Source organism: Mangrovibacterium sp., assembly GCF_041596335.1.
In the GTDB taxonomy this organism is placed as follows: Bacteria; Bacteroidota; Bacteroidia; order Bacteroidales; family Prolixibacteraceae; genus Mangrovibacterium.
In genome coordinates, this window is sequence record NZ_JBFHIT010000084.1 from 1 (window position 1) to 13,978 (window position 13,978).

At 42.6% G+C, this 13,978-nt stretch carries 10 protein-coding genes; 3 read left to right on the forward strand and 7 right to left on the reverse strand.

The window, feature by feature from the left end; all coding sequences use genetic code 11:
- Both ABZD21_RS18775 and ABZD21_RS18780 read left to right on the forward strand, forming a co-directional pair.
- Positions 1–1,555 (forward strand): IMP dehydrogenase (locus ABZD21_RS18775; protein WP_372776669.1); only part of this gene is annotated, 1,555 nt, incomplete at its 5' end.
- Positions 1,556–1,677: 122 nt separating this feature from the next.
- Positions 1,678–2,343 (forward strand): carbohydrate-binding family 9-like protein, encoded by a 666-nt coding sequence (locus tag ABZD21_RS18780; RefSeq protein WP_372776670.1) that lies wholly within the window; start codon positions 1,678–1,680, stop codon positions 2,341–2,343.
- 77 nt (positions 2,344–2,420) lie between these two features.
- On the opposite strand, the gene folE is transcribed toward ABZD21_RS18780, so the two are convergent.
- A complete protein-coding gene (folE, locus tag ABZD21_RS18785; RefSeq protein ID WP_372776671.1) occupies positions 2,421–3,098 on the reverse strand; it encodes a GTP cyclohydrolase I FolE in 678 nt (225 codons plus the stop codon).
- Positions 3,099–3,475: 377 nt separating this feature from the next.
- Between folE and ABZD21_RS18790 the strand changes: the two genes are divergently transcribed.
- Positions 3,476–3,886 carry a hypothetical protein gene (locus tag ABZD21_RS18790; protein ID WP_372776672.1) on the forward strand — a complete coding sequence of 137 codons (411 nt, stop codon included), beginning with the start codon at positions 3,476–3,478 and terminating at the stop codon, positions 3,884–3,886.
- Here ABZD21_RS18790 and ABZD21_RS18795 read toward each other — a convergent pair.
- From ABZD21_RS18795 to ABZD21_RS18820, 6 genes are all read right to left on the reverse strand, one after another.
- Positions 3,866–5,125: a tetratricopeptide repeat protein gene (locus ABZD21_RS18795; protein ID WP_372776673.1), complete on the reverse strand. Its 1,260-nt coding sequence runs from the start codon at positions 5,123–5,125 to the stop codon at positions 3,866–3,868. The genes ABZD21_RS18790 and ABZD21_RS18795 overlap by 21 nt on opposite strands.
- Positions 5,126–5,181: 56 nt before the next feature.
- On the reverse strand, positions 5,182–6,810 hold the full coding sequence (locus ABZD21_RS18800) for a TonB family protein (RefSeq protein ID WP_372776674.1): 1,629 nt from the start codon (positions 6,808–6,810) through the stop codon (positions 5,182–5,184).
- Complete coding sequence (locus ABZD21_RS18805) at positions 6,803–7,192, reverse strand: BlaI/MecI/CopY family transcriptional regulator (RefSeq protein WP_372776675.1); 390 nt, start codon at positions 7,190–7,192, stop codon at positions 6,803–6,805. Before ABZD21_RS18805 ends, ABZD21_RS18800 begins: the two co-directional genes overlap by 8 nt.
- Before the next feature lie 307 nt (positions 7,193–7,499).
- Positions 7,500–9,329, reverse strand: a complete 1,830-nt coding sequence (locus ABZD21_RS18810) for an OmpA family protein (protein WP_372776676.1) — start codon at positions 9,327–9,329, stop codon at positions 7,500–7,502.
- A gap of 19 nt (positions 9,330–9,348) precedes the next feature.
- Complete coding sequence (locus ABZD21_RS18815) at positions 9,349–10,308, reverse strand: type IX secretion system membrane protein PorP/SprF (RefSeq protein ID WP_372776677.1); 960 nt, start codon at positions 10,306–10,308, stop codon at positions 9,349–9,351.
- A gap of 11 nt (positions 10,309–10,319) precedes the next feature.
- The coding region (locus ABZD21_RS18820) for a tandem-95 repeat protein (protein WP_372776678.1) at positions 10,320–13,978 on the reverse strand (3,659 nt) is incomplete at its 5' end.

Below are 13,978 nucleotides of genomic sequence, written 5' to 3' on the forward strand. Positions count from 1 at the left end.
CATTCCAAAAAATAATAGTAGTTTTGCGCAATTTTTTAACACAAAAAGCTGGCATATCATGGCAAAATACTCGAATGAAGTTTCAAGAACCTTTAGTGAATACCTGCTTATCCCCGGGCTAACCGGCAAAGACTGCAACCCATCAAACGTATCGTTAAAAGCGCCGTTGGTTGCCTATAAAAAAGGCGAAAAACCAGCGTTAGAGCTGAATATTCCTTTTGTATCAGCCATTATGCAATCGGTATCCGACGACAATATGGCAATTGCACTTGCCCGTAACGGTGGACTTTCATTTATTTACGGCTCTCAATCCATCGAGACTCAAGCCGAGATGGTGCGCAAAGTGAAAAAATTTAAAGCCGGTTTTGTTGAGAGTGACTCAAATCTAACTCCTGAGCACACCTTAAAAGATGTGCTTGAATTGAAAGCTAAAACCGGACATGGCAACATCGCCATCACCGAAGATGGAAGTTCACACGGCAAATTAATGGGAATTGTTACCAGCCGTGACTACCGCCCCAGTCGTGATGCACTGGATAAAAAGATTGCTGAGTTCATGACACCATTCGACAAATTGATTTACGGGACACTGGGAATCAGTTTGAACGAAGCCAACGATATTATCTGGGATAATAAACTGAATAGTTTACCCATTGTTGATGAAGATCGGAATTTCCAATGTTTCGTTTTTCGGAAAGACTATGAAAGCCACAAAGAGCATCCGAATGAGTTGCACGATGCAAACAAAAAACTCTTGGTTGGAGCCGGAATCAACAGCCGCGATTACCGCGAACGTGTTCCTGCCCTGGTAGAAGCCGGAGCCGATGTGTTATGCGTAGACTCATCAGATGGTTTTTCTGCATGGCAACGCGAAACCGTTGAATATGTGAAAAAACAATACAACGGAAAAGTGTTTGTAGGAGCCGGAAACGTTGTTGACCGTGAAGGCTTTTTGTACCTGGCCGAAGCTGGAGCCGATTTCATTAAAGTTGGTATTGGTGGTGGTTCAATCTGCATCACCCGCGAACAAAAAGGTATTGGTCGTGGACAGGCAACTGCTGTGATTGAAGTGGCGCAAGCCCGCGACGAGTACTTCGAAAAAACAGGAATCTACATCCCAATCTGCTCCGATGGTGGAATAGTGCAGGACTACCACATGGTACTGGCATTGGCAATGGGAGCCGACTTCCTGATGATGGGCCGTTACTTTGCCCGTTTCGACGAAAGTCCAACTCGTAAATTAATGGTGAACAACCGCTACGTGAAAGAATATTGGGGCGAAGGATCGAATCGTGCCCGCAACTGGCAACGCTACGATATGGGTGGCAGCGAAAACCTGAAATTTGAAGAAGGTGTTGACAGCTACGTTCCTTATGCAGGTAAATTGAAAGACAACCTGGACATTACGTTAGGAAAAATAAAATCAACGATGTGCAGTTGTGGAACCGTTAGTATTCCTGATTTAAAAGAGAATGCTAAAATAACTTTAGTCTCAGCAACCAGTATTGTTGAGGGCGGTGCACACGATGTGATTCTGAAAGACGCAAACATGTAATTGAGATAACAATTAGATAGTAAAAGGCCGGTTTATTCCGGCCTCTTTTTTTTGACCATTTTGAACAAGTCAATTTTTTTCAAGCTGACAAACCTGCTCAGAAACCAACGAAACTGTATACGATGCAAGCAATTTACCGCGTTCACCGACTAGCCGAAAAATTAACACCCGATGCCAATTGGAACAAAGCCCAATGGCAACCTATTCCGGCTATTCAACTCAATTATTATATGGGCGAACAGAACGCCTTTATGCCAAAGGTTGAAGTTAAATTAGCCCACGACAACGAGGCTGTTTACATCATTTTCAAAGTTGACGATCGTTACGTTCGTTGCATGAGCAACATTATTAATTACCGTATGTGGGAAGATTCGTGTGTCGAATTTTTCTTTTCACCCGACCTGAAGCAGCCCGAACGCTACTTCAACCTGGAAACAAACTGCGGTGGAACTGCACTTTTCCACTACAATCTGGAACAAAAGCGCAAAAAGTTTATTTATGCACCCGAAAAGGTCATTCAAATTGAAATCGCGCATTCGCTACCCGAACTAATTTTGGACGAGATTACCGAACCGCTAACATGGACATTGGAGTATCGCCTGCCGATTACTTTGGTCGAAGAATTTGCCGATGTAACTACACCACTTTCGGGAACCAGCTGGCGAGCTAACTTCTATAAATGTGGCGACAAAACGTCGAACCCGCACTTTATTACCTGGGCCGAAGTAAAACACCCCGTCCCTAATTTTCATTTGCCCGAGTTTTTTGGAGAACTTCAGTTTGAATAAAAATGATCGGTAACCGGCTAAAAAGAAAACAGCCGCCCGAAACGGAACAGCTGCTTTCAAACCAATAATTAAAAACCCTATTTCCCCATTGATATATATTTCAAAAATTCGTCTCGCTTTTCGGTCTGCCCAAATACCCCTCCGTACTCAGCCGTGACGGTTGAACTGCTCTCGTCCTCAATCCCGCGCGACGAAACACACATATGTTTCGCATCAATTACAACAGCTACATCCTCCGTTTTCAATATCTTTTTTAGCTCATTGGCTATTTGTACTGTTAAACGTTCCTGCACCTGCGGACGCCGCGCAAAATAATCGACAATTCGGTTTATTTTCGACAAGCCAATCACCTGCCCACTAGCAATGTAGGCGACGTGAGCCTTACCAACTATCGGAAGAAAATGGTGCTCACAAGTCGAATTTAAATTTATATTGCGCTCAACCAACATTTCACCGTAGCCGAATTTATTGTCAAAAACTGAAATTTTTGGCTCATTTTCCGGATTTAGCCCACTGAAAATCTCCTTCACATACATTTTGGCAACACGATGGGGTGTTCCGTTCAAACTGTCATCCGTCAGATCCAGTCCAAGAACTTCCATGATCTCTCTAAATTTAAGCTCAATGATCGCCATCTTTTCTTCATCGCTTTTATCAAATGCATCAGTGCGCATTGGTGTTTCCAACGAAGTTCCTATATGATTGTCCCCGATCAAATCAACCTCAGTTCCATTATTAATCTGTGGCCTGTTCATTCTTCCGTTTTTTGATCCGGGAGCGGTCTTTACAAATCCATTAACTTTCATAATCTTTCCTCCTATCTGATTTCCGAATATCTAAAACAGCAAACGGCTTGTTTTGTTTAGATAAACAACTAAAAGTTTAAACAACTCAAGCAAAAGTGAAACAATGCTCCAAATGCAACACTAAAAAGCGATAAAGATTTTTAGCTTGAATATCTCCAGGATTATTTCAGTTTCAATGATAAATTTTAGGTGATCACTCCAGAATCAATGGTGCAAAAATTCGACGAATTACATTTTTCACACTAAATTTGCACCGCAAGAGAAATGTCGACCGATCAATTTTCTTGCAAGTTTGTTTCCTAATTCTGAATAATTACAATTCATCCATGGATATTTTAATTGGGATATTAATTGCTTTTGTTGCCATTGTCGCACTTGTAACCTGGCTGTCGAATAAATTGTCGGCGAAAAAACAGGCGGACTCGAATCCGGAACCGGAATCTGACGAGTTCGAAATACCGACAGACTGCTGTGGCGCACACGAGATATGTGAGTTTGATGCGATGCGTATGAATCCGGACGAAATTATGTATTTCGAAGATGAAGACCTGGATCGCTATAAAGGAGTGGCGGCTGAACGATACAACGACAACCAGATTGAGGAGTTCCGCGACGTATTGTACACCTTAAAAGGAGATGAAATTCGCATGTGGCTGTTAAGCATTGAACGACGCCAACTGCAATTGCCTGCCATTCTGCGCCAGGAAGCATTGATGCTAATTGCTGATACCCACTGATCCGTCTTCAAAGAACAGCTCTTCCTTAATTTTTTTTATTCGATCAAGCGCATAGTCAATATTCGCGCCATTCTCTCGCACCGCTTTTGCATATTCGCGATAATAGTGCAACGCAATAACCTTGCTGGCATTAAATTCTTCGTATGCGCGTGCTATTTCGAATAATACGTCATTTTTTGACGGATCAATTTTCAATGCGCTTTGATAAGCTTCAATTGACTCATCGAACTTACGCAGTGAACCGTACACCTGAGCCAGATGATGATAGATTTCGGCTAAATAGGCAGGCGTTGCCGTTTCAATGGACAACTCTAAATAGCCCTCGCTAACGTCAAACATTTTCATTTTCTTAAAACAAGCCCCCATATAAAAATTCACGATCGGATCTTCAATAGAAGCTTCATAACAAGGCTCAAGCATGGTCAGCGCTTTTTCTTCCTGTTTGTCGAAATACAGACAAATTCCGTAATTTTTCAACACATCAAGAGTCGAATCCCCTACTGCCAGATAATTTTCGTAGGCGTACATTGCTTTTCCATATTCCCTGAAAACAAAATAACTATCCGCCATTTTCAGTAACAAAGAAGGGTTCTGCGGAAAAATATGCAACCCGCGTTCGCAAGTAACAACAGCTTCATTCATTTTTCTTCGCTGGTTATAAATGGTTGCCAAGTTCATCCAGGTATTTAAATCACGCGAGCCTTTTGCCGCCAGTTTTTCGTAAAGGGCAACAGCCAGTTCATCTTCTCCTACTTTGTAGGCCGCGTAGGCGTAGTAGCGGTTATAAAAAATGTTTGTGGAATCACTGGTCCAAATATCACTGTAACAACGAAATGCATCCGGGTAAGCTTTTAAATTGATGTATGCCTGTGCCAATTTCCCTTTCATACGGATATCTGTAGGGTCGATGGAGATGGCTTTTTTGAAATACGTAACAGCGTAAAAGTAATTCCCCAAAGCTGAATGCGCATCGGCCAGCTCTTCCCAATACATGGTGTTTTGCGGATCCATTTCACAAGCCTTGTTCAAGGCAAAAATTGCCGACTCATAGTCCATGAGTTTTTCATGCACCAGCCCCTTTTTGAAAAACAAACCTGCCTTGGGTGCTGTACTCATGTCATTTTCCAAGGTATTCAAAGCTTCTGCGTACTTGCGGTTTAGGATGAGCATATCCACCTCAGTCTGCGCTTCGGCAAATAAAGGGAACAAAAGCAACAAGGAAAACAACAGATTCTTCATGGCTTTGAAGTAGAAAGATCTGCCCCGAAAGGAAATCAGGACAGATCTGGATTTTGTTACTTAAGCGAAAAACTAATTGGAATCGTATAAGAAACAGCAACCGCCTGTCCTCGCTGAATGCCAGGTGTCCAGTCTGGGATTAGGTTGACAACCCTCAAAGCCTCCTGATCCAGAAGCGGACTGACTCCACGAGCAACTCTCGCTAAGCGAACTTTTCCTTGCTTATCAACGATGAAGGTTACATATACTTTTCCCTCCAATTTTGCCTTTTTGGCTTCAACCGGGTATTTTACCTTTTTGGCGATAAACTGACCCAATGCATCAACTCCACCCGGGAACTTAGGCATTGTTTCCACCACAAAAAACACAGGTTCTCCATCAATTTCAGTAACCTCTTTGTCTTCTTTTTCCGCCTTCAACTCGTTCGAAAGGTGCAGCTCCTTTTTACCGTCCTTCACATGAATAGAAACCTCTTTACTCATTGATTCGGAGACCATTGACATAAATTTAACAATTGCATTTTTGTCTCCGCTTACCTGCAGTTCTTGGCCTTCAACTAAAACTTTTAGCGTATCCGGTGTGTCCATATGTTCCTGTGCATTCGGGTTTATTTTTTCTAGTATATGGCCCGATTCAGCAACTCCGGGAGTATCCTGACTTTTAGAGTTCGCTGGCACAGGCAAGTTTTCTATGATTTCAAGGGTTGACACTTCATTGCTCAGTTCATCCGCGCTTTGCTCATTACTGGGACTCTGCTGTTCCTGTTGATCACTTGAATTTGCGGTGTAAACCGTTGCAAAGGTTTTATTTTCCAAGGAAAACAGGACAATGAGCGCTACTGCAAGGAGGAATCCCCCACCCAATTTAACTTGTGCTAATTTTGACGATTTGATTTGTGACATCATTTGAATTCGTTTTTTTATTAGTGAATAATTGAAGTTGTTGGCTAATTCAACCTGTGGCCCGATAAATTGCTGCAAAAGCAATTTTTTATACAGGCTGGGATTGGCAATTTGAACGAGTACTGCCCTATCGGCCAGATACTCATGATTTTCGCGTAAAAGTCGTTTAAGCAACCAGAAAAACGGGTTGAACCACTGAAATACACTAAGCACCTCCAATATCAGGATATCGAAAGAATGCCCCTGTTTCACATGTTCGAACTCGTGAATGAGCATTTTTTCCCATCCGCTCTGCTCTTTTAGATTTTTGCTGACAAAAACGTACGAAAGAAAAGAGAAGGGCGTCACCTCCCGATCAATCAGTACGAGCTTCATTCCGTGCTCTTGAATTGCATCCGACCGGCGAATCAACAAAGATATCTGCAGCAGACGGTGAAGAAGACGAAAAGCAAAAAAACAAAGTCCCAGTATGTAAGCTGAAATAATATACGTGCTGGTGGAAATACGACGAACAATATTCACTGAGAGTTCAGTTCCGTAAACCGAAACCGTTTCGAGAAGATTTCGGTAAGGGGTTACCGTTACTTCGTTTAACAGAACTGGTTGCGCTTCCCAAATCCGTATATGAAAAAGCGGAAGCAAGGCCGAGAACAAAAGCGCGAAAAGCAGAAACAAACGATTGGTTTTGAAAAACGTTTCACGCTGTAAGAATAAGAAGTACAGGAGCGTAAATAGCCCCAGACTTATACCCGATTCGTAGATGTAGTTGACAAAATCAAACATTGGGTTTCGATTTATCGTTGTCCAAATCCTTTCCAACTTCATTCATCAGTTCTTCCAGGTCGGTGAGACTCATATTATCTTCTTTCGCAAAAAAGGAAACCATTTCCTGAAAGGAGTTTCCAAAGTAGTTGCCCAAAAAATTCTTTAGATAGGCTTTGGTATAGTCGCGTTTACTAATGAGCGGAAAATACCGGTGGGTCTTCCCAAAAGCTTCATGAGCAACAAAGCCTTTTTTCTCCAGAATGCGAATGATGGTTGACACCGTATTATACGCTGGTTTGGGTTCGGGCGTTTTGTCGAGAATATCATTGACAAAAGCTTTCTCCAGCTTCCATAAAATTTGCATCACTTGTTCTTCTGCTTTGGTTAATTCCTTGATCATGATTGTATCGCTTTTGTTTCAATTACTTATCAAATATAACTAATCTCTAAGTTTTATAACTAATTAATTAGTTGTTTCAGATAAAAAATTTTAAGGGTCGTTGCGGATATTGAAAAGTTGTTCCATTGGCTTTGAGCTTTAAGTTTGAAATTTGTTAAACCAAAACTACAACTAAATTATTAGTTTTCAAACTAATTAAATAGTTTTTAAACTAATTATTTAGTTTTTCGCGAAAAAAAAGGGCCTACCCTCTGGTAGACCCTCATGCTAGACTAAACGAAAGTGCTTACGCAGCAACTTTATATTTTTACTTTCTCTGGTTTGTTTGAGTGATTTTTGACTTCGTAATTTCAAATACCGTGCGTCTGTTTTCCTGGTGTAGTTCCTCGGAGCATTCTACGCCATCAGAACATTCATTCACTAGTTGCGATTCTCCGAATCCTTCAAATGTCATTCGATCTTTACTTATACCTTTGCGAATCAGGTAGTCAAAGGTAGATTTAGCCCGCCGGTCAGACAATCGTTGGTTGTATTCATCAGTTCCGCGGCAATCGGTATGCGATTCGAAATGAACTTCAAGGTCTGGATACTTTTTCATGGTTTCGGCCATTCGATCCAACTCACGGGCTGCATCCGGCCGAATCGAATATTTATCGTAGTCATAGTAAATGTTTGTCAACCCAATTCGGGTTCCAATGTCCAGCGGGTATAACTGGAAGTAGTAAAATAACTCGCCGGGTTCCATACCGGTCGTTGAGAATTCAACATCGGTTCCGAAGAAATTTTCGGCCTCTGCTGTAACCAGGTAATCCAAGTCGGGTTGAATATCGGCTTTGAAATAACCTTCGGCATCCGAATATGTTGTATCAACAGCTGTTCCGTTGCCGGCAATCGTCAGCATGGCTCCTTCAATTGGGTCGTTACCCAAAATATTAACAACCTGTCCTTTTAAACGATGGGAAGGATCGATATAAATTACCTCTTCCTGTTTCGGGAGATCACCTTCGGGAGTCAGATCGATATTCTGAACTTTCTCATAATACCCCGGCTTATTGGCCGTCAATTCATAAATTTCATTCAACGGAAGACTTAATGGCAAACGACCGTCAACATCAGTATATCCTTCTGCAACCACAGCCCCTTTTGAATTCATCAGATTAACTTTCACCTCAGGCACTGGCTTATTGGTATTGGTTGAAATTAAAGCCACATTAAAGCGATATTCCTCGGGGAGCACAACATAGATGTCATCATTTCCTTTCCCTCCTTTTCTGTTTGACGAAAAATAAGCATAACGTCTATCAGGGCCTGTGAAGAATCCAAAGTCATCAGCATTGGAATTAATTTCATTATCGAAGGTCAGGATATCGCTCGTTTTACCGTCCTTTAATGTCGTATAGAATACATCTAGCCCACCCTTTCCTCCAAGGCTATCGGACGCAAAAAATAATGTACCGTCAGCTTCCCATTGCGGAAACATTTCCATACCTGAGGTATTAATACCCCTTCCAAGGTTTTCAGGATTTCCCCACTTACCATCCTTACGAACCGAATAGTATAGGTCAGTTCCTCCAAATCCACCCGGCATATCACTCACAAATACGATGGTATCACCGGTTTTATTAATGCTTGGATGAGCCACTGAATAGTCTTTTGAAGCAAAGGGAAACTGGTCTACCTTTTTCCAGATATCATTTTCCTCTTCAAACACCATGATGGCTAAACGCAGGTTCTCCTTCTTAAATACAATATTCTGAATGTCTGTTTCTTCTTCGTAGGATTGAGTCACAAATATTTCTCCGGTGGCTTTGCAAATAGACATTGGCCCCTCCTGAATCCTTGTCACTAGCCGCTCCTGATAATCTCCTTTATCATCCAACCGACCTACAGGCTGGATTGCCGTTGAAAAAGCATCGTACAAAAGGTAGGTTTCTTTCTTCTTCTCGCCAGGCACCTTTACTTCTGAATTGAAAATAAGTTCAGTTCCGTCAATGGCTGCGGCGAAATCACTCTTTGATGTATTTACAGAAGCATTTTCGATATTAATCTTCACTTCATCATATACCTTTTTAGTTTGCGCATTTGCATAAGATAAGCAAAGCATAAAGACGAATCCGATCAAATATTTCTCTTTCATAGGTTCTATTTTTCGGGGATTAAAAATATCTGGGTGAAGTAAATGACTTAACAAGAGATCTCAATTCGTAAGAGATCATAAGTTCGTGCGATCCATTTCCATATGATCCAATATCGGTCAAATCGAGGTCAAAAGCATAGCCAAGCCGCAGTTTCTCGTTAATGATAAACTGCGTATTCAAACCAATAGCACTCCCAGCACCATTCCAGACATGAGACCGAAACATTCCTCCCAACCAAAATTTTTCTTTAAACAGGAAACTGGCATTCAGATCGACCGAAAATGGCAAAGCTTCTGAATGACGTGCCATAAATGAAGGCTTAAATTTAATCGAAGACCCCATATCGAACACATAGCCTCCGATAACATTCATGTTTCGAAATTCGTAATCTGTATTGTAGCTTTCAGCTCCATATTCAAAATCGTTTTTCAACAATTTCGGGATTGAAAACCCGACGTAATACCTCGGAGACGAAAGAAACAAACCAACACCGATATTAGGCATGAAACTCTCTCGAATCTCGCCTTCAAACGACGGATCGTTCGTATCGATGATCACATGATCTGTCAGGGTATGCCGGTAATTCGTAAAACCAGCTTTGAATCCCATCCGAAGGTTGGCTTCATAGTTTATCTTCACTTTATAAGAATAGTCTGTAAAAAAGGCCAATCTTTTTTCCAAACCAATCTCGTCACTAATCACCGATAAGCCCAATCCTATTTTTTCATTTCGAAGCGGTGCCTGAACCGTAAACGAGTGTGTCTCGGGAGCCCCGTCAAAGCCGACCCATTGGTAGCGGCCAAGAACCATGAAACCGACACATTCCCATGACCCCACATAAGCCGGATTAAATGACTGTATGTTGAACATGTACTGGCTGTACATCGGGTCGTCCTGTTGACCAAAGGAGCTAAGCGCCGTGCTGGCTAATAACAAGCCACTCACGGCAAGCTTGGCTAAATATTTCATCGCTTTCATCGTTCTTGAGTTTACCGGTTAATAAATACTGTCCCTTTATACACGGAAGAGTTTTCCAGGATCAGGATCACAAAGTAGGTACCCTCAGGTACGATATCTCCGTTTCCTCCAATATTTGGTCGACCATCCCACCATGCTTCACTACCCAACAACGGCACATTACCATAGTTGTCTTTTTCGTAAATCCGAGCCCCCCAGCGAGTGTAAACTTCTAGGTGAGCATTCGGATATTTGTATAGTCCCAGAATTTCCAGATAATCATTATAACCATCAGCGTTCGGCGAGAATGCATCCGGAATAATTAAATCACATGTTTCAGGATCCAGATAGTTCGGAATGCCGTTATAGTTACAATCATCGTTTGTTGGGTCTCCATCAACAATGACATTGTCTTCATCAATTGTGGCTAGCAAATCATTATCATCATCCACATCGCGGAAGTCGGGTTTATTATCGTTGTCAGAGTCCTGTATTGGTGGAAGGATTCTTGAAGCTCCGGGATTGTAAGTTGTCGCACCGGGAGTGCTACTAATCTCCGGGCCTTCAATAATGATCAGTGAGTCGAAGACATCATCCAACCCGTCGCCATCAGCATCATTCCCACTGAATACCAAGTCTGGTTTTCCATTCATGTCGGCATCATTCGCTTCAATGTAATCATCCACAGTGTCCCCGTCAGTATCTTCATCGCGGAAGTCTGGAATACCATCTCCGTCGAAATCAAACATGACGATCACCACCGAATTGTAGTCGCTGTCATAAGCATCATCAAGACCATCGCCGTCCTGATCTTGCTCACTGGCAACTACATAATTATCTAAATCTTCCTGTGCTTCAATATTGTCGAGAATTCCGTCGTTGTCTGAATCAATATCCCGGTAATCAGGCACGGCATCATTGTCCGTATTTTCAACGGCAGCATTTGTTCCGTCATAGGTTACTCCCAAGAATGAGCTTCCCAGGACAATCGTATCAAATGTATCATCCAAACCATCTTCGTCCGAATCAAGGCCACTTAGCATCGGAGTCGCCAAACTTCCTCCATAGGCAATCACTCCTTCAACGATATCAAGTATCCCGTCGTTGTCAGTGTCAATATCCACATAGTCGTAATAGCCATCGTTGTCGGTGTCTTTCAGTACGATTGGAGTCCCGCCGTTATCCGGATCATAAGCGTCATCCCATCCATCTCCATCTGTATCTGTCCCCAGAGGTGCATGATAACTTGCTTCACTCTGTGCTTCAACATTATCAGGAATACCATCATTATCCGAGTCAATATCCAAACTATTCGGGAAACGATCGTTATCGCTGTTTACTAACAACATTCCTTCAACAATGTCGAGGATACCATCATTATCATCATCCACATCATCAGAGTCAGGGACACCATCGTTGTCTGAGTCTCTCCTCAATATAACTGTTGCCTGGTCACACATTGGACTACTGAAATCGTCACAAACTTCATAAACGAACGAATCATCGCCAAAATAATCCTGGTTCGGAGTGTATGTGAACGTACCATCTGGATTTATCGCCAATACACCATTTTGTGGTTCAGAAATCACCGTAGTCACCGAAATTTGATTTCCATCCGGATCTGAGTCATTATCTAACACACTAACAGTTGTCTCATGCATCATAAAGTCGTCATCTACAGCTATCGGTGCCCGGTTGGTTTCGTCTACTGTAATGTAAACGGTTGCATTTCGACAGAAAGAACTACCAGGCTTACAAAGACTGTAAGTAAAATTATCCGGGCCTACATAGTCGGCATTCGGTGTGTAGGAGAAATCTCCCAAAGCGTCGATAGTTACCGTACCATAAATTGGCTGAATCACCATTCCTATTGACACACTTGAACCTAAAAGGTTGATATCATTGTTACTCACATTTCCGGTCACCACCCCGTTTTTATCAGTATGGTAAGCATCGTCAACCCCATACAACAAGTCTTCCTGACCTGCCGCGAAGAAAACGAGCACTACATCAGCCTGACTACGAACAGTTGGTTCATCGACCCTATAAACTTCATAAGTAAAACTAACTTCTCCTTCATAATTTGCCGGAGCATCATATGTATAGGTACCATCAGCAGATAACGTCAATGTGCCCACTGCAGGTTCAACAACCGGAGTCGTAGCCACCATTAATTGGTGCCCCTCCACGTCGAAGTCATTCTCCAGCACATTGCCAGTGTTCGGGTACACCGAGTTGCTATATCCCAGCTGAACATCGGAGTTGGCTATTGGAGGACGAGAACTGTTCAGGTCTGTCGAAATCACCCGTAGATAAACGGTTATCGGGTTTGACAAACCGGAAATAGCATCATCAATTTGATATGTAAACTGATCAATTCCGCTGTAATTCACCTCCGGTGTGTAAATGTATGTGCCATCTTGGTTGAATACCAAAGTTCCATAAAGAGGATCAGTGACTTTTTTTGCTTTCTGGCTTGCAGTCAAACGTTGTCCATCAGTGCTCGCTGTCAGACTGAATTGCCTTGACACCTCTGTCACACTTTCGCCAACTAACGAGGGGCCACTGACTACTTCTTGCTCATGATAAACATCATTCGTAAGTACACGCCCCCATGTTGGTATACCAGAGAAAGTATTGTTGATATCTCCCATACCTACCGGTGGATCATAAACTGAAGCCACCTGAATGGTAACCGTTGCTTCTGAGCAAAAACCGTCAGCATCACAAATCTGATAGGTAAAATAGTCGGTACCATAATAATTCAGATCAGGTAAATAAGTAATCGTTCCATCAGCATTTACAGTTGTGCTGCCATTTGTTGCACTTGCAACAATATTTAAAGTTTGAATTACTATGTTTCCGTCGCAATCCAGATCATTATCCAAAACTGCAATATCGACCGATTGGTCTTCATCAATGCTCAAATCGTCAGCTATCGCCAACGGCTCTGATTTTACGGTAACCGTTTGGATGCAAGATGATGAATTCCCATGAACATCTGTAACCGTCCAGGTAACATTTGTTGTTCCAAACGGATAGATTCCGGAAGCTTCCGATAAACCATTAAAGTCGTTAGTGACTGATCCTATTCCACAATTGTCACTCGAAATCGGGGATGGAACGACAACACCAGGGCTACAGTTTGCTGAAGAAATAACTGTTATCGACACGTCACCTGCACATGTAACGACAGGTAATTCATCGTCCGCCACAATCACTTCCTGACTACAAGTACTCGTATTACCACTGGCATCGGTCGCAGTCCATGTTACGGTTGTTTTTCCGACCGGATAAGTATCACTCGCTTCTGAAGTTCCATTGTAATCGTTGATCAGGCTCACCACAGTGGTATTGTCGCTGACCGATGGTGATACTACGGCCACATCAGCCTCGCAAACACCTGCATCTGCGGTTTGGGTTTGGCTGGCTACAGCACAATTAATCACCGGTGCTTCGTTATCACTGACATTGATGATGCTGGTACAGTTGCTTTGGTTGCCGGCGGCATCGGTTACGGTCCAGATAATGGTGTTGGCTCCTACCGGCAGCATTGCTCCGGCAAGGCTGGCGCTGTTGTTAAAGTCATTGCTGATACTTGATCCGGCGACATTGTCACTGAAGGTCGCGTCAAACTCGGCTCCCGATACGGTGTAGGTATCGGCTCCGGCGTCGGTCATCCGGGCAAAGG

Bases quoted from the DNA above. Each gene is read 5' to 3' on its own strand.
- ABZD21_RS18815 (WP_372776677.1), bottom strand. From the start codon at position 10,308: ATGAAAGCGATGAAATATTTAGCCAAGCTTGCCGTGAGTGGCTTGTTA.
- ABZD21_RS18795 (WP_372776673.1), bottom strand. From the start codon at position 5,125: ATGAAGAATCTGTTGTTTTCCTTGTTGCTTTTGTTCCCTTTATTTGCC.
- folE (WP_372776671.1), bottom strand. From the start codon at position 3,098: ATGAACAGGCCACAGATTAATAATGGAACTGAGGTTGATTTGATCGGG.
- ABZD21_RS18810 (WP_372776676.1), bottom strand. From the start codon at position 9,329: ATGAAAGAGAAATATTTGATCGGATTCGTCTTTATGCTTTGCTTATCT.
- ABZD21_RS18800 (WP_372776674.1), bottom strand. From the start codon at position 6,810: ATGTTTGATTTTGTCAACTACATCTACGAATCGGGTATAAGTCTGGGG.
- ABZD21_RS18790 (WP_372776672.1), top strand. From the start codon at position 3,476: ATGGATATTTTAATTGGGATATTAATTGCTTTTGTTGCCATTGTCGCA.
- ABZD21_RS18805 (WP_372776675.1), bottom strand. From the start codon at position 7,192: ATGATCAAGGAATTAACCAAAGCAGAAGAACAAGTGATGCAAATTTTA.
- ABZD21_RS18780 (WP_372776670.1), top strand. From the start codon at position 1,678: ATGCAAGCAATTTACCGCGTTCACCGACTAGCCGAAAAATTAACACCC.